A 19,956-nucleotide genomic window follows, 5' to 3' on the forward strand; every position below is an offset into this window, starting at 1 on the left:
ACGCCGTAGACTCGGCTCCCGCTCCCCGTATAGTCCCGCATGAGTAGCGTGTTGGTTCGGGGGGAACCATGGGAAATTTGGATAAGGCCGCGCGGCGCGTGGCGGTTGCTCGCCGCGCCGGCTACACCCTGACCGAGATGCTGGTGGTGCTGGTCATCATCGGCCTGATCAGCGCCATCGTCGTTCCCCAGACCTTGGGGCAGATGGATCGCGCCAAAGTGCGCGCGGCCCGGTTGAAAATGGAGAGCGTGGCGGCCGCGCTGGAGATGTATTCAGCGGATATCGCACGCTATCCGACGCAGGCCGAGGGCTTGGCCGCCCTGATCGACCCGCCCGAAGGCGCTGCGGATTGGGCCGGCCCCTATCTGTCCGACCCCGCCCTGACCATGGATCCGTGGGGCAGGGCGGTCGTCTACGCGCCGCCGGCGACCCCGGGCGAGCGGTTCACCCTGACCAGCTACGGGGCTGACGGCGCGGTCGGCGGCAAGGGCTTCAAGCGCGATATCGTACTGCAGGCCACTCCATGACTCTGAGGACCCGGCTTGTCGCCGGCGCCGCGCTCTGCCTGCTCGCCGCCTGTGAAACCACCCGCCCGGTCCGGCCGGATCTGGCGGCCATTCCCGCCAACCGTCCGGCCCCGGTCGCCTTGGCGACTCCATCGGAGGAATCGCAAGAGTCGGCCGACGATCTCGCGTGGCGGATCGAGAACGCCGCCCTGGCGCCCGCGGCTCCGGCGTCGGAACGCTCGCCGGTCCGCAATTTCAATGTCGTCTTCGACCAGGCGCCGGTGGCGGCGATCGCCGACGCCGTGCTCGGTCAGACCATGCGCCGCTCGTTCCGGGTCGATCCCTCGGTCCAGGGCGCGCTGACCTTCAGCCTGACCGGGCGGATGAGCGACGCCCAGGCGCTGGCCAGCCTCGACCGGGCCCTGCGCAGCATCAACGCCGCCGTCGTCACGGAAGGCGCCGGGTATGCCGTGGTGCCCGCAGCCCAGGCCTCGCGGCTTAATGCACCACCCGTTCTGGCCCAGGACGGGGTCGACGTACTCGCCGGTGCGGCCGTCTATCAGGCGCGCTCCATCGGCGCGGCCGAGATCGCCCGTCTGTTGGAGCCGCTCGCCGGCGAGGGCGCGTCGGTGCGCGCCGACCTAGGCCGCGAACAGGTCTTCATCTCGGGCGACCCGACGACGGTGAACGCCCTGGTCCGGACGGCGCGCTCCCTCGACGTTGATTGGCTTCAAGGCAAGAACCTGCAGTTCTTCCCGGTCCGCTTCGCGACTCCCGGCGACATCGCCTCGGAGGTTCGTCAGGTGTTCGGCGGTCCGGACGGTCCGCTCGGCAGCCAGATCCAGTTCATCGAACTGACCCGCTTGAACGGCCTTCTGGTCATCGCCCGTTCTCCGGCCGGGCTGGATCGCGCCGCGGAGTGGATTGCACGCTTCGACCGGGCGCCGCCACCGGCGTCCCGTCGTCTCCGCTCGATCCCGCTCGCCAACCTGGAGGCGGATCAGTTCGTCACGACCCTGTCTTCGCTGTTGGGAAGCGGCTTTGCCACCTCCGGTGGCGCTCAGCCGAACGGGACCGACGGAGCCTCGGTCGCGGAGCCGGCGGCCGCCCTATCAGGATCTGCGGCTTCAGGCGGTACCGCTGGCGCGTCAGTGGCCGGCGCGACGGCGAACGGCTTGCGGCTGACCGCCGATCCGAGGACCAATTCGCTGATCCTGCTGGCCGATGACGCCGAGTACCGCAATGTGCTCGACATCGTGCGCGAGCTCGACGCGCCGCCGCCCCAGGTCCTGATCGAGGCGACGATCGCCGAAGTGACGCTGAATGATCGCCTGCGCTTTGGCGTGCAGTGGTTCTTCGACGAGGAGAATTTCAGCGGCGGTTTTTCGGGCACTTCAAACGCCGACGCGGCCCTGAGCTTCCCCGGTCTGGCCTTTCAGTATCTCACCGGCGATTTTCGCGCGGCGCTCAGCGCCCTGTCGACCGTAACCGACGTCCAGCTGTTGTCGACACCGAGGATACTGGTGCTGTCGAACGAAAACGCCGAGCTCCAGGTCGGCGATCAGGTGCCCATCATCACCCAGACGGCCGTCGGTCTGGAGGATGACAGCCGCATTCTGAACAGCGTCCAGTATCGCGACACCGGCGTGGTGCTCTCGGTCACGCCGCGCGTCAGTGAGAGCGGTCGCATGTTCATCGAGATCTCGCAGGAGGTGAGCGAGGTCGCCGGCACGACCTCCTCCGATATCGACTCGCCGACGATCCAGCAGCGGCGCGTCAAGACCCGGATCCAGGTCGACGACGGCCAGCTGATTGTTCTCGGCGGCCTCCTGCGGTCCAGCCGCAGTCTGGGGGACACGGGCGTGCCCTATCTGAGCCGCATCCCTGGACTGGGCGCCCTGTTCCGCACGCGCGACGATACCGTCCGTCAGACCGAACTGGTGATGTTCTTGCGCTCGACCGTCATCCGCGCGCGCCCGGACATCGATGCGGTGACCAATGAGATGGTCGGCCGGCTTCAGGTCCTCGGATTGCCCGTTGAACAGCCGGCGCCCTGACCGCCGGGATCGCGAGGGCTATGTCTCCCTCCTTGCGATGTCATTCGCCTTCGGCCTGGCGCTGTTCGGCGGCGCCCTCGCGGTGACCTTGCGGGCCTATCTGGTTGCTGCGGCCGATGAAACGCAGGAGATCCGCGCGCGGATCGCGCTGGAAAGCGCGGCGGCGACAGTGCTTGGAGAACTGGCCGCGGGCGGCGCGGTGAAGCCGCACGCCGAGGTCGGGATTGACGGCGACCGTCGGACGGTCCGGGTCACGATCCCGGGCACCAAGGTCGACCCGGCCCGGGATTCTCCCGGGGCCGTGGCTGAGGCTGGGCGAACGGCGGGTCTGGTCGTCGATCCGGACTTCGCCGCGACCGCCGGGGGACTGGTCGAGGTGTCCGCCCATCACCGCTTGAACGCGTCCCGGGAGGATTGCCTCCGGCAGGTGTTCACCTATGGCCGGGGCGGCGCGCCCCTGATCGATCGATCAGCGCCTCCGGAAGACCTGATGGTCCGCGCCGGTGATCAGGTCGATCTGAGGATTCAGGCCTCGAGCGGACCCGTCTTGTGGGTGCGGGCGCGATTCACCGGCGCGGAGACGGGTTGGCGCCTTCACGACTATCGGCTGCTGCACGGCGCGACCCCCTGTCGCTAGGGGTCGATGTCGCACTGCTCGCCGCTCTGCGGATCGCACTCCTCGCCGGGCGAGACCTCGACCGTGACCAGACCGGTATCGGTTCCGCCGTTGCCGTCGCTGACGGTGTAGTTGAAGGTATAGGTTCCGGCGGACGCAGGGGCGTGGAAGGTGACATAGCCGCCGCCGCTGGCGATGCTGACGCTTCCGCCGGAGATGTTGGAGACGGCGGTGACGGTCATGGTGTGGCCGTTCGGGTCCGTGTCATTCGACAGCACGAACAGCGCCTGAGACGTGCTGATGGACGCGAAAGCGTAATCATCGGTCGCCACGGGCGGCTGGTTCACCGACGCCACCGTCACCGTGACGGTGGCATTCGCCGTGCCGCCCGCGCCATCCGAAATCGTATAGGTGAAGGTCTTGGCTCCCGATGTCGCCGGCGCGGTGTAGCGGACATAGGTTCCGCCGCCCTGGATCGAGACGCTGCCGCCGCCGGTGGGCGTTCCTACGCCGGTTACGGAGATGGAGTTGCCGTTCGGATCGCTGTCGTTGGCGCGGACCATGATGTCGACGCTGGCCGAGGCGTTGACAGCCGCCGCGTCGTTGACCGCGATCGGGGGAGAGTTCGGCGCATTGGTGGTGACGATCTGGGTGCGGTTGCCGGCCGCGTCGTAGCGGTATTCGATGGTGACGCCGTTCGAGTAGATGGCTTTGATCAGCCGTCCCGAGCTGTCGTAGATGTACTGAACACCGGCGAAGGCGGGGGTGCTGGCCGCCATCAGCAGCGCGCCCAGCCCGGCCGCGAGGATCTTGCGAATCGTCATGGCCTGTCTCCGGGGCCGACCGTTCGATTGGCGGCGGCGAGCGCCGGCGACAGTTCGGCTTCCATCGCCTCGGCGGCCGCCTGGTTGGCGCGCCACTCCCGCTCCGTCGGCAGGCGCGGCGGGTGGGACCGAACGCCTGGCGGCTGGACGGCGATCCATACGCAGACCGCCATGGCCGCAGCCAGAACGCCGCCGATCGACGCGCGCGGCCAGGACACGGCTGCGGCCCGGTCTCGCCAGGTCGTCGCGGTCGACCAGCGGTTATGATCGATGGTCTGGCGAACCTGCAGGACCACGGCGGCCCACAACCGGTTCCCCCCGCCGACACCGATGCGGACGGCGGTCGTTAAAGATGTCCGCGCCTGTCCGGCCCAGTCTCGAAACCGCCCCATGCACCCCCCGGCGTTGTCGCCGGACTAAAGCGCAGCTTCGGCGGCCCGTAAACAGTTTCTTACTACAGGTTGCGAATTGCCCTTCTCTTAGCGCGAAAGGCGTGATTGCTTCAGCTTGACCATATTGGGGCTGGGGGGCTCGATGAAGCTGGCGCGCGTGGGTGGTGTTCTGGGTTTTGTGCGCCGGGTGGGTGTTCGTCGGGTCTTCACGGCGACGATCGCCGGCGTCCTTGCGCTCGGGAGCGCGGCGGGCTTGCTGTTGTACGCGGCGCGGGACGGGGCCAGGGCCCAGGTCTGGGCCGCCTACTACACCTCGACCTATAGCCCGTCCGATCTGCCGGGCTTGCGCCTGTCGGTGCAGTCCAACCTCGTCTCGCCGACCAGCGCCGACCTGGCCACGGTCTATGGGTCGCCCGCCTCGCCGACCGCCACGGCTCCCAGCACGCGGATCACGACGCTCGCGCGCGCGCTCGAAAGCGATCCGGACCGCATCTACCAGTTTGTGCGCAACACCATCCTGTTCGAGCCGCAGTTTGGTCTTCACAAGGGCGCTGACGGCGTGCTGCTGGACGGCTCGGGCGGCGCGTTCGACCAGTCGCAATTGATGGTCGAGCTGCTTCGGGCGTCCGGATACCAGGCGCGTTTCGTGCTCGGCAGCGTCAATCTGACCGGCGCGGACGCCAAGTCCATCCTGCGGGTCGAGACCGGACGACAGGCCTGCATCCTTCTCGCCACGGCCGGGACCCCGGCGTCCATCAACGGCGGGACGACCAGCTGCGCCAGTTTGACCGCCTCCTTGACGGACGTGCAGATGTTGCACGTATGGGTTGAAGCTCAGATCGGCGGAATCTGGTACGCCTTCGATCCCTCGCTGAAGACCAACAACAAGATCACCGGCGTCAATCTGTGGCAAGCGGCGGGAACCACCGCCGCCGCGGCCTGGACCAATGTTGCGTCCGGCGTCGCGGTCAGCGGCGGCAATGTGAACGGTGTCAGCGCCCCGAACATTCAGGCCGATGTGGCCGGCTACGCCACGGCGCTGCAGAATAATCTGATCGCCAATCACAGCGAAAAGTCCCTGCGGGAGCTGGCCGGCGGTTGGGAGATCGTGCGCACCGAGGCCCAGCTTCGCAACACGACGCTCCCCACCCAAGGGAGCGTGTCGACGCGCTGGACAGGCGGCGTGCCCGCCTCCTATCGCGCTACGCTGCGTGTTCAGACTGCGGGGTTCGACCACACCTTCGATCTGCCGAGCATTTATGGCTGGCGAACCCAGGCCCAGATTCAGGGGCGGGTGCTGAAGGTCGCGGTGCGAAGCCAGGAGCATGTGGACGCCGCCGCCACCGCCTATTTCGCATCGACCCCCTGCAACGGCGTCACCCTGATCTGCGGTTCAGATCCCGGTCAGTCCGCGTTTGACGTCCAGGCCCGCCGGCTCGACCTGACCATCAACCATCCCTATGCGGCCCGGCGCACCGGCAATCCGACCCCGGCGCTGGGCACCTTCGGTGATGAGTTGGTCGCCAAGTCGATCGAGATCGGCAAGCGGGTCGACATCCTCGTCCGCACCGCTGGCGGCAATGGCGGCCGCGGGGCGGCTTGGGCGGCGGCCAATGACCCGATCCAGCAGCACCGCCTCATTCCCGCCGGCGACGACTACAACAATTGCGTGGCGATGGACGACGGCACGGCGGTTCAGGCAGGCGAATGCGACGGCCAGAACGCCGAGGACTGGCGCTACTGGGTCCAGGACAGCCCGCACGGCAACGGGCCGTTCGCCTATGGCGAGGTCGCTGTCGCCGAGATGGGCACCAAGAAGGACGGCTTGCTCAACACCTGGACCGATCTGTTCGACAAGACGGTCGGTATTCTCGAACCCCTGTCGGGCGCGCGCATCTTCCACCAGCATTCGATCGGCGTGGCGCTGACGCCCAGCTACACCGAGAACGTGCTCGACATCGACACCTCGGTCGGCATCGCCGCCAACGGAAACGACCAACCGCACCACATTCTGTCGGCGCTCGCCTCGCTGGCCCTGACCGAGGAGGCCCTGGCGATCGGCCAGTCGGCTACTCAACGCCCGATGTTCCAGGGCTCTCCGGTCCAGGCCACCGCCGCCCGGCGTATGGCGATCGGCACGGGCCTGAAGGTGCTGACGGCGCCGGGCGCCACCACCAGCCTTCCCGCCGATGTGAGCGCCGACACCCGGGCCCGGATCGAGCTCTATCTGAACAAGGGCTTCTCGGTCGTGGCGACCACGGCGGGGACGGCGAACGCCTTCCTGGCGCGCCGCAACGACGGCTCCGAACAGGCCTGGATCATGCGCTCCCAGACCTCCGGCCAGGCGCCTGACGTCGACCCCCGTACGGCCTTCCGCAAGGGCGCCGCCACCGAGACCCCCAACCCCATCGATTACCTTGGCAAGGCCGAATCGCGCCGGATCGCCGCGAATGTCGCCGGCTCTCTGCTCGGCGCGGTGGACCTGCGCATGGGGACGCTGTCGTTCAGCGAAGGGACCGAGTTGTCGATCGGACAGGGAGAGTTTCCCTACAGCCTGAGTTTCTCGCGCAGCTACGTCTCGACCGGCCCGGTCGAGGGCGACAGCGGCCTGGGCATGGGATGGACCCACAACTGGGAGAGTTCGGTCAGCCATTCGACCGACGCCGGCGCGCTGTTGCCCGATGCCGAAACCGTCAGCGCCGCCCCGATGCTGATCGCGGCGATGATCGCGCTGGAAGCCGGGCGCGCCGACACGCTTCAGGCCTCGGTCGTCTCCGGCATCGCGCTGGATTGGCTCCAGGAGCAGGTCGCCGCCAACGTCGTCAACGTCAATGGCGGCGGTCAGTCCGGCCGGTTCGTGCGGCTCGTGGACGGGACATGGCGCAATCCGGCCTCGCCGACGGAATCGATCGCCCCCGCGACGGAGCCGTTCATCGGCGCCTATACGCGCGAGATCAACTGGACCTTGGCCGACCGCTCGGTCATGGCCTTCCGCGATGTCATAAACCCTGATCCATCGCCTCTCTCCCAGGATCGAGGCGGGGTGGTCACCTCGTGGACCTTCCCGACCGGGGTCATCGTCACCCTGACCTACAACGGCGGCACGGCGACCAACCGGCCGTCGCTGGCCTCGGTGTCGAACAATCTGGGAGCGACGCTCACCTTCACCCACACCCAGACGCCGACCCAGACCCAGACCCAGAACTGCAATACGCAGGCCAGTCAGCAGTATCCAGACTTCCAGCCAGGGTACCGCGAGGCGGTGCAGGCCTGCCATGAGGCGGCGATGAGCGGCGGTCGCTTAACCAAGGTCCAGGCCGGTCCCGACGAAATCACCTTCGGCCAGACCCAGACCTGTTTCCAGTACGTCAATTTCTGCGCCTTCCAGCTGACCAGCGCGGCGCGGCCGGGCCTGCGGACCCGCACCTACGCCTACGGAACCCCGACCGGCGCCCTGTCCACGGCGTATTCCCCGATGGACTATCAGCAGGTCCTCACCCAGGTGAACGACGCGGGCGTGGCCACGGCCCGTGCGCGCTTCGACTGGCGCGCGACCGGCGGCCAGGTCGCCCCCTATGTCGCCGAGGCCTTCGACGCTCAGGACCGGAAGACGATCTACTATTCCTCGACCTTCACCTATTCGTCGGCCAGGGACGCGACCAACGCCGTGATCCGCCAGACTTACGACGACGATGGCCGCCTGGCGACCTCGGCGGACGCCATGGGCCGGACCTCGCGCGCGACCTACGATGGACCAGGCCGGTCGGAGACGATCCAGACGCCCTACGGCGACGTGACCGCCTTTGAATACGATCTGCGCGGCAATTTGATCGAACGGACTCAGACACCGATCGCGGGCTGCGCCACGGGTTTGACCACGGAGCAGCAAGCCTGGTGGTGCCAGACCCTCACGATCAAGGCCCAATATCACGCGACCTGGAACAAGCCGACGCGGATCACCCTGCCTCCCACTGCGGCCGACCCCGTGGAGCGCCACTGGGACCTGACCTACAACGTCAAGGGTCTGGTCGACACCATGACTGGGCCCTCGGTGACGAATGGCTTGACCGGCTCGAACGCCCAGCCGGTGTGGCGGACCTGGTATGATGCCTATGGCCGGGTAAACCGTACTCAGGATCCGACGGGGGTCGAGTCCGCCATGACCTATGGCGGCGGCGGCCTCCCGGCGTTCTGCCTGCGGGTCCAGACCGTCTCGTCCCAGTCCGGCGGGATCGCCGGACTGACGACCACCCAAGCCTGCGACGCGGTCGGCAATCTCACCAGCGTGACCGACGCTCGGGGCTACACCTCCACGACCGCCTATGACGCCCTTCGCCGCAAGACCAGCGAAACCGGGCCCGCGGGCACGGCGATCCAGACCCAGTTTGTCTATGATCTCAATGGTGACCAGACGCAGACCAAACAGTGGGACTCCACCGCCGCTGTCTGGCGGACGACGACAACGACATTCTCGGCCACGCACAAGCCGTTGACGGTCACGGACCCATCCAACGATGTCAGCCGCACCTGCTACGACCTCGTCGACCGGCCGGTGACGGTGATCGACGGCGAGCGCCGGGCGACCCATACGGTCTATAACGCCGCCGGTCAGCCAACCGAGATGCACCGCTTCCAGCGCGCGGCGGCGGGTTCGTGCAGTATCTCGACCGAACTGCCGCCCAGCGCGGGCTTCTCCGAGACCCGCTGGCGGCGGTTCGGATACAACGCCGCCGGTCTTCAGACCTCGGAAACCGACGCGCGCGGCAACGTCACCCAGCAGCAGTATGACGGCCTCGGCCGGCCGGCGCGGACCATCTACGCCGACACCGCCCAAGCCTGGACGGCGATGGACGAGCGCGGCCAGGCGGTGTTCCGGCGTCAGCGCGGTGGCAGCCGGGCGGCGGTGTTCTACGACGCCGTCGGCCGGGACTTCCACGTCCGGGAGTTCGCCGAGGCGGACAAGACCTACATGTTCAAGGGCCGCAACAGCCGGGCCAGTTACGACTTGGCGGGCCGACCGGTGTGGCGGGATGTGTCCACCCAGACGACCCTGACCACGACCTTCGACGACGCCTTGCGGCGCGACGTGCGTAACTATGGCTACGACACGGCCGGGCGAATGACATCCGAACAGTGGCGGCCGGATGGTGCGGCCTCGGGGGCGATCAGCTTCACCACCGGCTACGGCTACGACGCGGCGAACAACCGGACCTCGATCACTTGGCCGGGGGCATGGACAGCGACGTATGCCTATGACGCCGCCAATCGCATTCAGACGGTGACCTTCCCCGGTTCCGGCGGTTCGGTGACCCTGACCCACGACAGCCTCAGCCGCCGCACCGGCATCAACCGCCCGGGCGCGGCCGCGGACACCAGCTACACCCACGAGCCCGACAGCGATCTGGCCTCGATGAGCCACGCCTTCGTGACCGGGACCGGCCCGGGTGCAGTCTCCTTTGCCTACGGCCACGACGCGGCGGGCAAGACCACCACCATCGGCATCAGCCAACCAGCCTTCGAATGGATGCCGACCCTTGCCTACGCCCGCAGCTATGGGACGGCCAATGTGCTGAACCAGGTGGCCTCTGAGGCCGGCGTGGCGGTCGTGTTCAACGCCGATGGCAACATGACCACGGACGGGGTCAACACCTACAGCTGGACCTATGGCAACCGGATGATCGGGGCGAGCCGCTCCGGCATGACGGCGGCCTACGACTACGACAGCGACGACCGTCGCACGAAGAAAACGGTCAACGGCGTGGTCACCCGCACGCTATGGTCGGGGGCCGATGAACTGGCGGAGTACGACGGCGCCGGAGCCCTGGTCCGCCGCTTCGTGCCGGACGGCACGGGGGCCATGGACAGCCGGCTCGCTACGGTGACATCGGCGGGCGCCGTCTACTGGCACCACGTCGACCATCAGGGCTCGGTGATCGCCACCTCCAACAGCGCCGGCCAGACGGTGGGAACGGCCAGCTATTCGCCTTACGGGGAGTTCGGCACGGGTACGACCACTCCTCCGCTGCACAGCCCGTTCGGCTATACCGGGCGGCAGCACGACGTGGAGACGGGGCTTTATCAGTACCGGGCGCGGTACTACTCGCCCAAGCTAGGGCAGTTCCTGTCGATGGATCCGATTGGGAGCAAGGACGACCCGAACCTTTATCTGTATGTCGCAAACGATCCGGTCAACGGGACCGATCCGACGGGGATGTGTTGGACTCTTTCATGTCTAAGACTTCTTCAGAAAACGGGCGAAGCGATCGTAAATGAAGTCAGGAATGACCCTATAGGCGTGACTGCAGATGTGGTGATGATCGCTGCCGATGTCGCGACCGTACCCAGTGGAGAAGGGTTAGCCGGGGTCGCATTGAGACGGGGTGCCCGAGAGGTGGCTGAGGCTGGAGCCTCTCGGGCATCTACCCTTCGGCCTGGGCCATACGCCAGAGAATCAATACCTGCACAGCCAGGCCGTCCAACCTCTGCGCAGCAACGTGAGATTAACAGAATTGGCGACCGAGACGGCTGTCATACTTGTGGTAGCCGCGAGTCTGGTAGGCGAAGCGAAAACTGGACGGGCGATCATCAGCCGCCAAACGGACGAAATTCTGCCGACCAGCCTCAACGCTTCTATCCTCACTGTGCAAATTGTAGTGCGCGCCAAGGTGCTGAAGTTAGAAACGCCAATCGGCCTCCGCCTCCGCCCCCGCAGCCCCGTCCGCCACGCCGTCGTCCTGAGGAGTAGTTATGAAGGCCAAGCTTGAGATCATGTTGGAGCATCCAGTGATGTTCCTCTCCGATCCCTACGCGGACGATTTTGCCCCTCTAGATATAAGAGATAAGTCGGTAGCTTATGCCGAGGGTTGCATTGCTGTCAAAGTGGGTGCGTATTTCGACGGCGGGGCTGATATCACCATTAGTTCCGAAAAACATCATTCTGGGGATCTATCTAATTTTAATGGAACGATCGCAATTAAGAGTGGCGTTATTTCGGTGAGCGATAGTGGCCGATTTAACTATTTGATGCTTCCTGTTGGAAGCTCGCAGGTCGATGTCGAAGTGTGGAATCTACATGATGACAGTGTTTGGATCAGAATAAGTCCATTGGTCGAATACTGACTCAGGCACCCCGGAGGCGCTTCAAGGGCGATTCCGGCTCCCGGCTCCCCGCGCCTCCGCGCACAGCCCGTAAGCCTCAGGCGCACTAAGAAAAAACGCCGCCGCTAGGACCGGGTCGCGTTAAGCGGATCATACGTGGGGCTGGATCCGGTGAACAGCACCGATCCGACTGGGATGTGTACAGCATCTCGAATAAACACTGCTTCGGGCTCAATATGTGGCGGAAGTGCTGGCTCAGGCGACCGAGGCCGTATGGTATGCGCGTCTGCTATTCGGTCATGGAGTGCTCGTGCCGGTGACCGGCGCCGTCGCCGGCCTGGAGCATAACCGGCAGTACCGCTTCACGGGGCGTCCGTTGACCGGCGAACGCGGCGAGGTGATCGGCATCTATGTGACGTCGGTCGAGCCGATCTGATCGATTTTTCAGGTTCTTGCAGCCAGACGTTCATGCTCGTCCAGAAGGAACGAGATGTAGCTGCGCATCAGGTTGCAGAAGAGGCGAGCCTCGCTCAGCGACAGGGTCAGCCCGGCCTTGAGGTCGACGCCGTGACGAACGCCGCCGCCCGTGGGGGAGGACAGGTAGCCGTGGAGTTCTGTCAGCCACTTCAGGGCTTGGGAAAGCGTCGTCCCGCTCGCGCCGGTCCGCAATTCCTTGGCGATGACGTTGAAGTATTTCCCTTCGACCGTAACCGTCTCGATCTCCACGCCCTGAAGGCCGTGATGACGGATTCCATCAGCCAAAGGATTTCGAGCACGGCCTGTCGTGGCCGGTTCTCCTTGAGTAGCCGATCGCTCTCCTGAAGCAACTGCTCGATGATGGAGCGCGCCGCTGCTTCGAGTGACTGAGGCGGAACCCCGACCGCGACCGGTACGTAGTCCCGCATCGCCCGGAGCGTCGGCGGGTCGTACTGGAAGCCCGCGTTCGTCTCAGCGAGGGTCCGGTTCAGGAGTTCGACAGGCGGAATGGCCCGTGGCGCATCGCCTTGAGTGAGTTCCTGACATCCTTCGTAGAAGGCTTCGAGGAACAGCGGTGCGTTCAGTGCGGCCTCGTCGAAAACCGTCCGGAGGTCGGAGATGGCCCAGCTTCTGCTCGAACTGACGTGAGCGACCTCGCCCGCCGCCCCCGCGAAGTGCCGTTTGAAGCGTTCGATGATCGCCTGGGCGTTCGTCTGTGAAAGCACCCGTCCCATCAGGGTCCAGATCGCTTCGGCGGTCTCGTGGGGGATCGGGCCTGGCGAGTTGAAGCGCCAGCTAGTGTCAAACTGCAGCATTAAGGTCCGGTCCGGAGCGCCAGAGATGGGCTCGCATCGGTAGCGTGTGTCTGCTGACGGCGAAAGCGATCGAGCGGGTGATGGGGCTATGTCGCTCAATCGGGGGATGTGTGTCAAAACGATAGTGGGTCTCGACCGCAGCCCCATACGGAGATGACTGTCCAGTGGTTCAATGCATCCTGACCGGCGACGAGATCACGCCGGAGAACGACTCGAAGGCGCACATCATCCCCAGCGCTCTGGGTGGCCGCCTCAAGCCGAAGGGCATCCTCTGCAAGGTCGCGAATTCGAAACTGGGCGACCAGATCGACCAGCCCATGATCGCGGGAATGGAAGCGATCATGACCCTTCTGAACGGCTCGCGGGATCGGGGAGAGAACCCCGCAATCGAGGTCGAGGACGAGTCCGGTGAGCGCCTCGTCTTCAGGTTCGGTGAAACGCTGAAGACCGCGAAGCCGGAGTTCGAGTATGTCAGAAGCGCGATGCTCTTTCCAGCCAAGTGGAAGCTCGAGGTTGGTGCTATGAACGAGGACCGCAAGGAGGCACGGACTGGATATCTTGTAATGAGAGTGGGCGATATGAGGACGCCGACCTCCTCGCAGAGGGCGTCCAATCTCGAAGCTCAGTCTCCGATGACGAATGGTATTTGGTCGGGGGTCGCACTGGAGAGTGTGCGCTCCTCTCTGCGATCCTTGGGTATCAACACCTGAGGATGTCGCCGCCCTGTACGCAAGCCAAGGCCGGCCTCTCCAAATGGCAAATCGGAACGAAGTTTCCGCCCGACTCCAAGGGCTGGAAAATGACGAGGATCCGGGTATGGCGCTTGTTCGTGGTCGAACGAACTGCGACTTTGCCCTGGCTCGCTTGAATCGAGGGCAGTCCGAAAATTGATCTGGGTCTTCAGAGTCGGCACTTAATAGTTGGGACCTGAGTATGGCCCGGCAGACCGCTTAGGCCCAACTATCTGTAATGAAACCAGATTTTAGGGCCGGTGGCGGAGAGGGTGGGATTCGAACCCACGGTGCCCGCAAAGGCACGCCGCATTTCGAGTGCGGTACATTCGACCACTCTGCCACCTCTCCGCGGGGCCGTAGGACGCTTGGTCGAGCGAGCGGCTTCTCTAATGGGCGACGGCCCGCGCCGCAAGCGGGATATCCGGGAAATCGCCCTAGCGCTGCGCGGGTAGCGGAAGGCCGAGGGCCTCCCCGGTCGACAGGTCGCCGTCGACGACGCGGAACAGCTCCGCCGGGCGGCCGCCGGTGGCGGCGGACACGCGGCCCGTGGGCTCGACGAGGCCGGTGCGTTCAACGCCGCGGCGGAAATTCTGCTTGTGCAGCGACAGGCCGGCGACAGCCTCGGCGGCGGTCTGGAGTTCGGACAGGGTGAAGGTCGCGGGCATGAGGTCGAAGAGGACGGGACGGTATTTAAGCTTGCTGCGCAGGCGGCCGAGACCGGTGGCGAGGATGCGGCGGTGGTCCGAGGCCATGACGCGGCCCGGAGCGCCGGGCAGGGGCGGGCGGTCCTGGTCGCGGGCGGCCTCGGCGACCAGGCCGGCCTCGTAGAGCAGTTCGTAGCGGTCCAGCACCTGGCCTTCGTTCCAGCGGTGGGCGGGGGTGGTGGCGAACAGGGTCTCGACGCGGGCCTGACGGCGGGGATCGGCCTCGGCCCAGGCCTTGAGGTCGGCGATCAGCGGGCCGGCGCAGGCGGGGGCGCCGTCGCGGCGGTCTTCCCACGGGAAGATCTCGAGGACGGGCGTCCATCGGGCCTCGGCCTGGGGGGCGTCGGCGGCGTCGGCGGTCAGGGCGAGATAGCCGACCGAGACCTCGCGATGGTGCTCCGGCCCGGGGGTGGCGCGGGGGCTGGCGCGGCCCAGGTCGCCGAAGGTGTAGAGCTGTTCGACGAAGCCGAGGCGGAAGCCGGTCTGGGCGGTGACGAAGTCGCGCAGGGCCCGTTCGAAGGTGCGGTCGCGGGCCGGGTCGAAGGGCCCGAAGGGCAGGGCGGCGGCGCCGTCCTCGCCCGGCGTGGTCAGGACGCAGGCCTTGCGGTCGCGGAGCGCGATGACGACGGCCGAGAGGCCGATGCGGACGCCCTGTTCCCCCGGACCCGCCATGCGCTCTATTCCGTGTGCCAGGCGTCGGGGGCGGGGACGACGCCGGTGGCCTCGGCCAGGACGCGGTAGCGCTCGAGATAGCGCTGCTGGGCCACCGGAGCGGGCAGGGGGTCGATAATCAGGTCGTAGCCGGCCGGCGGCGCGCCGAAGAGGGTCAGGCCCTCCTTTCTGGTGAAGCCGGCCAGCTGGGTAGCCTCGAAATATGCGCAGGCCACGTCGGCCCTCTTGATCAGGGTCTTGATCTCGACCGGGTTCCTGGGCGGCAGGCCGAAGCGCAGGTGGATGGCGGCCTCCAGCCGGGCCTCGAAGGCCTTGTAGTTGACGCCCAGAGCCGCCTTGAAGGGCGAGATCATGTCGCCGATGACGTATTCCGAGGCGTCGTGGAGCAGGGCGGCCAGCCGCCATTTGGGCTCGAGCCCCGGCTGGATGTGGGCGGCGATCTCCTCGACGACGCAGGAGTGCTGGGCGACCGAGAAGGCGTGTTCGCCGACCGTCTGGCCGTTCCAGCGGGCGACGCGGGCCAGGCCGTGGGCGATGTCCTCGATCTCGATGTCGAACGGCGAGGGGTCCAGCAGGTCGAGCCGGCGGCCGGACAGCATGCGCTGCCAGGCGCGAGGCGGTTTCGCGGATTTGCGGGGCGTGGCGGCCAAGTTTCTGTCCTGCTCTTGTGGGCAGGGTTGGTGACGCATCAGCGCGATGCGATCAAGGTCGGACGGGCTTATTCGCCGACGTTGAGGGTGACGAGGTCCTTGGCGTCCTCGAAGGCGCGGCCCCGGTTCGTGTCCCGGGAGCGGACGGTGGCGACGACCAGCGGGCCGCCGACCGGGCCGCGGGCTTCAAAGCCGACCATGCGCCAACCCGATTCCGTCTCCCGGTTGTCGCTGAGGATCCAACTGGTGCGAGTGGCCTCGCCGGCGGCGCTGGTGCGGATTTCGGCGGCGTCATTCTGCGCATTGATGCTGACGCTGTCGCCGCCGCCCGACGAGGCGCGGACGCGGGCCGAGCCGTCGCTGTCGTTGGCGTCGATGTGGAAGCCGCCGATGCGGACGCTGGCCTGGTCGCCCCTGGTCTCGATCCGCATGCCGGGCAGGCGGACGCTGGCGTCGTCGCCTTCGGCCTCGATGGCCACGCCGGGCGCATGCACCGAGGCGCGGTCGGCGGCGGCGGCGGCACCATCGGCTCGGGCGGCGGCCGCGTCGGCGCCGGCCGCGGCCGCTTCCGCCGCGGCGGCCGCGGTGTCGGCGTCGGCGCGGGCGAGATCGGCCTGCATGCGGGCCTTTTCGGCGTCGGCCGAGGCCTTCAACTGGGCGACGGCCGCGGGAAGGGAGGCCGACAGGCGGTTCTCGAAGGCCTTCAGCACGTCGGCGGGCGATTCACCGTCGAGTGCGACCAGGTGCAGGCTGACCTCGGTTCCCTTGCGGCCGACGTAGGTGCAGACCTTGCCGCCGTCCTGGGCAGAGCCCTTGCGCGTCAGGGAGCCCATGGTCTGGGGACATTGCAGGGTGTCGACGACCTTGAGCACGCCCTTGGCGTCGCTTTCGCTGCGCGTCGAGGTGATGCGCACGGAGTTGTCGCCGTCGCAGGCGGCGGTCAGCGCGGCGAGCGCGCAGAGGGTGGGAAGAAAGGGACGCAGGGTCATCTTCGGGTAGTCCTGTTCGTGGTCCTATCCTGAGCGCGCGGGCCCGATAATCCAGTGAAATCGCGGTAAGGCGTGTGACCGTACCGCAACGCGACTGTGTCAGGCGCCGGGCCGGGAGCCCTCGCGGCGGTTGAGGAAGGCGAGGCGTTCGAACAGGTGGACATCCTGTTCGTTCTTCAGCAGAGCGCCGTGCAGGGGCGGGATCAGTTTGTTGGGCGACTTCTCGCGCAGGGTCTCGGGATCGATGTCGTCGACCAGCAGCAGTTTCAGCCAGTCCAGCAGTTCGGAGGTCGAGGGTTTCTTCTTCAGGCCGGGCGTGTCGCGGATCTCGTAGAAGGTCTTCAGCGCCTCGGAGACCAGCCGCGGTTTGATGCCCGGGAAGTGGACCTCGACGATGGCGCGCATGGTCTGGTCGTCGGGGAAGCGGATGTAGTGGAAGAAGCAGCGGCGCAGGAAGGCGTCCGGCAGCTCTTTCTCATTGTTCGAGGTGATGATGACGACGGGGCGAACCTCGGCGCGGATCGTCTCGTCCGTCTCCTGGACGTAGAACTCCATGCGATCGAGTTCCTGCAGCAGGTCGTTGGGGAATTCGATGTCGGCCTTGTCGATCTCGTCGATCAGCAGGACGGGGCGGTGGGCGGCGGTGAAGGCCTCCCACAGCTTGCCGGGCTTGAGATAGTTGCGGACGTCGTGGACGCGTTCCTCGCCCAGCTGGCTGTCGCGGAGCCTGGAGACGGCGTCGTATTCGTACAGGCCGTTGTGGGCCTTGGTGGTGGACTTGATGTGCCAGGTGATCAGAGGGGCGTTCAGGGCCCGGGCTATCTCATAGGCCAGGACGGTCTTGCCGGTGCCGGGCTCGCCCTTGATCAGCAGGGGCCGTTCCAGGGCGATGGCGGCGTTGACCGCGATCTTCAGGTCGTCGGTGGCGATGTAGTTCGAAGTGCCTTCGAAACGATCGGACGAACGGGACATGGACGGCTCCGGCGGGTGTCCGTCCCGGGTTAGCGAAGGCGGGGCGGGTTAACAACGATCATGTGGAGGCATGCGGCCCCGCCGCCTGTTGAGCAGGCGGGGATGGAAGGCGTGCGGAGCGCCGGGCCTGCGCCCGGAGTTCGTTTTGGGTTACCGTTTCGACGCAGACAGACGCTCCGCGCGGAGGTTTGGGTCGGAAGCTTGCGTCCGGTGGCGGTCTTATCGCCTTACCGCAGCGCCTCCGGCGGGCGGGCCGTGCTTGCGACACGGTCCCCGGACCGGACGAGTATCCCCCTCGTCCCTGACGTCCCGATCGGCGCTTTGCGACCGATCCGGCCCCGGGCGTTGGCTGTCTTGCTTGAACAGCCGGGAACCGGGCCCCGCTTCTCCACATCCCGCCGCCAAAGATCGCAAGGCCTCTGCGCCCTCCCTGCGACGGGACGGGGAGGAGTGTCGCACGGGTCCCGACCAAGGCTGGGAAATGACGCTGCTGCGTCCTGAACCCCGCACGGGATCAAGGGGTTGGCGTTTGCAACTCGTCTGGCTGGCGGCGGATCTCCAGCACTTGTCCTGTCGTCATCCCGCCCGCCGGATCAGTTCGTCGGCCAGTTCCGCCGTCAGATAGCCGTCAGCGACCCGGCCCGAGGCGATCTGCCAGCGGCGCAGGGCGGCGCGGGTATTGGAGCCGACGACGCCGTCGACGCCTCCCGTGTCATAGCCCAGGGCGGTCAGGGCGCGCTGGGCCCCGATGCGCTGGTCGCGCGAGAGGGGGGCGTCGTCGGGCCATGCAGCTACGAGGCCGGGCTTGCCGGCTATGCCGTCCGCCGTCAGGCCGATGGCGAGCGCATAGGAGGCCGAGTTGTTGTAGCGGCGGATCACATAGTGATTGGGCAGGGCCAGGAAGGCCGGGCCGCGCGCGCCCTGGGGCAGAAGGATGACGCCGTCCTCCAGCGCCTCGGCGTCGGTGGGCGCGCCGCCGCGGGCCAGGGTCACGCCGCGCCCGGACCAGTAACTCCACGGGTGGCGGGGACCTTCGGCCTCGGCATAGTCGAAGCCGGAGGGCAGGACGACCTCATAGCCCCAGCTCTGGCCGCGCTTCCAGCCGGCCTGGGCCAGCAGATTGGCGGCGGAGGCGAGGGAATCGGCGTCCGAGCCCCAGATGTCGACCTTGCCGTCGCCGGTCTGGTCGATCCCGAGGCGCAGATAGTTGTCGGGCATGAACTGGGTCTGGCCCATGGCCCCCGCCCAACTGCCTTTCAGGCCCCCGCGGTCGCGGCGGCCGTCGATGACGATGTCCAGCGCATCCTTCAGCTGGCCCTCGGCCCAGTCGCGGCGGCGGCCCTCGAAGGCGAGGGTGGCCAGCGAGCGGATGACGTCATAGTCGCCCTGGATCGCGCCGAAGCCGCTTTCATTGCCCCAGATGGAGACAAGGATCTCGGCCGGCACGCCGAACCGCCGGGTGACTTCCCACGGCACGCGGTCGGTGCGCTGGCGCCCCTGGGCGATGCGGGTGGCGGAGGCGGCGCTCTGGATATAGGCGCCGGCGGGGCGGCTGAACTCGGGCTGGTTGCCGTCGAGGCGGATGACCGAGGGGTCGGGCGTCAGGCCGGCCAGCTCGCGGGCGTAGGCGTCGCGGCGGACGCCGCCGTGGCGGGCCAGGAAGCCCTGCTTCCAGCCCTCGAAGCCGGCCGCGTCGGCGGGATTGGCCGGCGGAGGGGCGGGCGTGGGGAGCGGAGCGGCCGCAGGCGCGGGCGCGGGGCCGGGGGCCGGGGTCGAGGCCACGGGCGGCGCCTCCGGCAGCATGGGGGCGCAGGCGGCCACGGAGGCGATGAGGAGGAGGCGAAGGCTGATACGCATGATGTAGCTGTAGAGTCCCCGACGGCCGCCCCGTCATAACAAGTGCGCGAGGGCGGGAAGCGTTGCTGCAATAGCATGTTGGTGGCGCTATCGCTCGGCGCCCGGCGCCTCGCTGCTTGAGCGCGGTCTAGCTGCGCAGGATTTTCTCCATCGCCTTGCCCTTGGCGAGTTCGTCGATGAGCTTGTCCATGTAGCGGACCTCGCGCATCAGCGGCTGTTCGATGTTTTCCACGCGGATGCCGCAGATCAGGCCTGTGATCAGGTTCCGGGCCGGGTTGAGCCGGGGCGCCTCGGCGAAGAAGGTGCGGACGTCGGCCTTGTTCGCCAGCTGGGCCTCGAAAGCCTCCCGGGTGTAGCCGGTCAGCCAGAGGATGATCTGGTCCACTTCGTCCCTCGTGCGGCCCTTCCTCTCCACCTTGGCGATGTAGAGGGGATAGATGCTGGCGAAGCTCATCCGATAGATTCGGTGGTCGTCGGTCATGATCGTCTCCGTCGCGGCGCACTCTGCCGCAACAGTCCGGAAAGTCACGCCGGACGGTGGTTGACGATTCCGGGAAGCCTCTCTATACGCACCGCTCCGCCGCAGGTTCTTC

Annotated in this window: 16 protein-coding genes and 1 tRNA gene; 7 read left to right on the forward strand and 10 right to left on the reverse strand. The window is 66.9% G+C overall.

Annotated features, from left to right (window positions below):
• Positions 1-68: 68 nt before the first annotated feature.
• The 3 genes from gspG to BrevBR_RS15490 are packed head-to-tail and all read left to right on the forward strand — an operon-like array spanning position 69 to position 3,200.
• Positions 69-527, forward strand: coding sequence for a type II secretion system major pseudopilin GspG (gene gspG / locus BrevBR_RS15480; RefSeq protein ID WP_340001533.1), 459 nt, complete (start codon positions 69-71; stop codon positions 525-527).
• Positions 524-2,563: a type II secretion system secretin GspD gene (gene gspD, locus BrevBR_RS15485; protein WP_340001534.1), complete on the forward strand. Its 2,040-nt coding sequence runs from the start codon at positions 524-526 to the stop codon at positions 2,561-2,563. Before gspG ends, gspD begins: the two co-directional genes overlap by 4 nt.
• Positions 2,544-3,200, forward strand: a complete 657-nt coding sequence (locus BrevBR_RS15490; protein WP_340001535.1) for a hypothetical protein — start codon at positions 2,544-2,546, stop codon at positions 3,198-3,200. The genes gspD and BrevBR_RS15490 overlap by 20 nt, the downstream gene beginning before the upstream one ends.
• Here the strand turns inward: BrevBR_RS15490 and BrevBR_RS15495 are convergent.
• Together BrevBR_RS15495 and BrevBR_RS15500 are read right to left on the reverse strand one after the other, a co-directional pair.
• Positions 3,197-4,003 (reverse strand): Ig-like domain-containing protein, encoded by an 807-nt coding sequence (locus tag BrevBR_RS15495; protein WP_340001536.1) that lies wholly within the window; start codon positions 4,001-4,003, stop codon positions 3,197-3,199. The genes BrevBR_RS15490 and BrevBR_RS15495 overlap by 4 nt on opposite strands.
• The gene (locus BrevBR_RS15500; RefSeq protein WP_340001537.1) at positions 4,000-4,395 is read right to left on the reverse strand and encodes a hypothetical protein; all 396 of its coding nucleotides are present in this window, start codon (positions 4,393-4,395) and stop codon (positions 4,000-4,002) included. The genes BrevBR_RS15495 and BrevBR_RS15500 overlap by 4 nt, the downstream gene beginning before the upstream one ends.
• 142 nt (positions 4,396-4,537) lie before the next feature.
• Between BrevBR_RS15500 and BrevBR_RS15505 the strand changes: the two genes are divergently transcribed.
• From BrevBR_RS15505 to BrevBR_RS15515, 3 genes are all read left to right on the forward strand, one after another.
• A complete protein-coding gene (locus tag BrevBR_RS15505; RefSeq protein ID WP_340001538.1) occupies positions 4,538-11,140 on the forward strand; it encodes an RHS repeat-associated core domain-containing protein in 6,603 nt (2,200 codons plus the stop codon).
• A 2-nt stretch (positions 11,141-11,142) separates the two neighbouring features.
• Entirely contained in the window at positions 11,143-11,514 is a 372-nt protein-coding gene (locus BrevBR_RS15510) for a hypothetical protein (protein WP_340001539.1), read from the forward strand.
• A gap of 217 nt (positions 11,515-11,731) precedes the next feature.
• Entirely contained in the window at positions 11,732-11,929 is a 198-nt protein-coding gene (locus tag BrevBR_RS15515; protein ID WP_340001540.1) for a hypothetical protein, read from the forward strand.
• A gap of 8 nt (positions 11,930-11,937) precedes the next feature.
• Here the strand turns inward: BrevBR_RS15515 and BrevBR_RS15520 are convergent, their stop codons facing one another.
• Entirely contained in the window at positions 11,938-12,255 is a 318-nt protein-coding gene (locus tag BrevBR_RS15520) for a hypothetical protein (RefSeq protein ID WP_340001541.1), read from the reverse strand.
• 694 nt (positions 12,256-12,949) lie between these two features.
• On the opposite strand from BrevBR_RS15520, the gene BrevBR_RS15525 reads away from it, so the two are divergent.
• Positions 12,950-13,495, forward strand: a complete 546-nt coding sequence (locus BrevBR_RS15525; RefSeq protein ID WP_340001542.1) for an HNH endonuclease — start codon at positions 12,950-12,952, stop codon at positions 13,493-13,495.
• Between the two features lie 282 nt (positions 13,496-13,777).
• Here the strand turns inward: BrevBR_RS15525 and BrevBR_RS15530 are convergent.
• From BrevBR_RS15530 to BrevBR_RS15560, 7 genes are all read right to left on the reverse strand, one after another.
• A tRNA-Ser gene (locus BrevBR_RS15530) sits at positions 13,778-13,867 on the reverse strand.
• Between the two features lie 86 nt (positions 13,868-13,953).
• Positions 13,954-14,895, reverse strand: coding sequence for an NUDIX hydrolase (locus BrevBR_RS15535; RefSeq protein WP_340001543.1), 942 nt, complete (start codon positions 14,893-14,895; stop codon positions 13,954-13,956).
• A gap of 5 nt (positions 14,896-14,900) precedes the next feature.
• Positions 14,901-15,494: an HD family hydrolase gene (locus BrevBR_RS15540; RefSeq protein ID WP_340001562.1), complete on the reverse strand. Its 594-nt coding sequence runs from the start codon at positions 15,492-15,494 to the stop codon at positions 14,901-14,903.
• A 119-nt stretch (positions 15,495-15,613) separates the two neighbouring features.
• Positions 15,614-16,534 (reverse strand): methyltransferase type 11, encoded by a 921-nt coding sequence (locus tag BrevBR_RS15545; protein ID WP_340001544.1) that lies wholly within the window; start codon positions 16,532-16,534, stop codon positions 15,614-15,616.
• Between the two features lie 99 nt (positions 16,535-16,633).
• Positions 16,634-17,506: an AAA family ATPase gene (locus BrevBR_RS15550; RefSeq protein WP_340001545.1), complete on the reverse strand. Its 873-nt coding sequence runs from the start codon at positions 17,504-17,506 to the stop codon at positions 16,634-16,636.
• 576 nt (positions 17,507-18,082) lie between these two features.
• Positions 18,083-19,363 carry a lytic murein transglycosylase gene (locus BrevBR_RS15555; RefSeq protein WP_340001546.1) on the reverse strand — a complete coding sequence of 427 codons (1,281 nt, stop codon included), beginning with the start codon at positions 19,361-19,363 and terminating at the stop codon, positions 18,083-18,085.
• A 127-nt stretch (positions 19,364-19,490) separates the two neighbouring features.
• Positions 19,491-19,844 (reverse strand): DUF2200 domain-containing protein, encoded by a 354-nt coding sequence (locus tag BrevBR_RS15560; protein WP_340001547.1) that lies wholly within the window; start codon positions 19,842-19,844, stop codon positions 19,491-19,493.
• Positions 19,845-19,956: the final 112 nt, after the last annotated feature.

The organism is Brevundimonas sp. BR2-1 (genome assembly GCF_037626195.1).
Lineage (GTDB): Bacteria > Pseudomonadota > Alphaproteobacteria > Caulobacterales > Caulobacteraceae > Brevundimonas.

Excerpts from the sequence above, each read along its gene's own strand:
- gspG (WP_340001533.1), top strand. The coding sequence starts at position 69 with ATGGGAAATTTGGATAAGGCCGCGCGGCGCGTGGCGGTTGCTCGCCGC.
- gspD (WP_340001534.1), top strand. The coding sequence starts at position 524 with ATGACTCTGAGGACCCGGCTTGTCGCCGGCGCCGCGCTCTGCCTGCTC.
- BrevBR_RS15495 (WP_340001536.1), bottom strand. The coding sequence starts at position 4,003 with ATGACGATTCGCAAGATCCTCGCGGCCGGGCTGGGCGCGCTGCTGATG.
- BrevBR_RS15500 (WP_340001537.1), bottom strand. The coding sequence starts at position 4,395 with ATGGGGCGGTTTCGAGACTGGGCCGGACAGGCGCGGACATCTTTAACG.
- BrevBR_RS15505 (WP_340001538.1), top strand. The coding sequence starts at position 4,538 with ATGAAGCTGGCGCGCGTGGGTGGTGTTCTGGGTTTTGTGCGCCGGGTG.
- BrevBR_RS15510 (WP_340001539.1), top strand. The coding sequence starts at position 11,143 with ATGAAGGCCAAGCTTGAGATCATGTTGGAGCATCCAGTGATGTTCCTC.
- BrevBR_RS15535 (WP_340001543.1), bottom strand. The coding sequence starts at position 14,895 with ATGGCGGGTCCGGGGGAACAGGGCGTCCGCATCGGCCTCTCGGCCGTC.
- BrevBR_RS15540 (WP_340001562.1), bottom strand. The coding sequence starts at position 15,494 with ATGCTGTCCGGCCGCCGGCTCGACCTGCTGGACCCCTCGCCGTTCGAC.
- BrevBR_RS15545 (WP_340001544.1), bottom strand. The coding sequence starts at position 16,534 with ATGACCCTGCGTCCCTTTCTTCCCACCCTCTGCGCGCTCGCCGCGCTG.
- BrevBR_RS15550 (WP_340001545.1), bottom strand. The coding sequence starts at position 17,506 with ATGTCCCGTTCGTCCGATCGTTTCGAAGGCACTTCGAACTACATCGCC.
- BrevBR_RS15555 (WP_340001546.1), bottom strand. The coding sequence starts at position 19,363 with ATGCGTATCAGCCTTCGCCTCCTCCTCATCGCCTCCGTGGCCGCCTGC.
- BrevBR_RS15560 (WP_340001547.1), bottom strand. The coding sequence starts at position 19,844 with ATGACCGACGACCACCGAATCTATCGGATGAGCTTCGCCAGCATCTAT.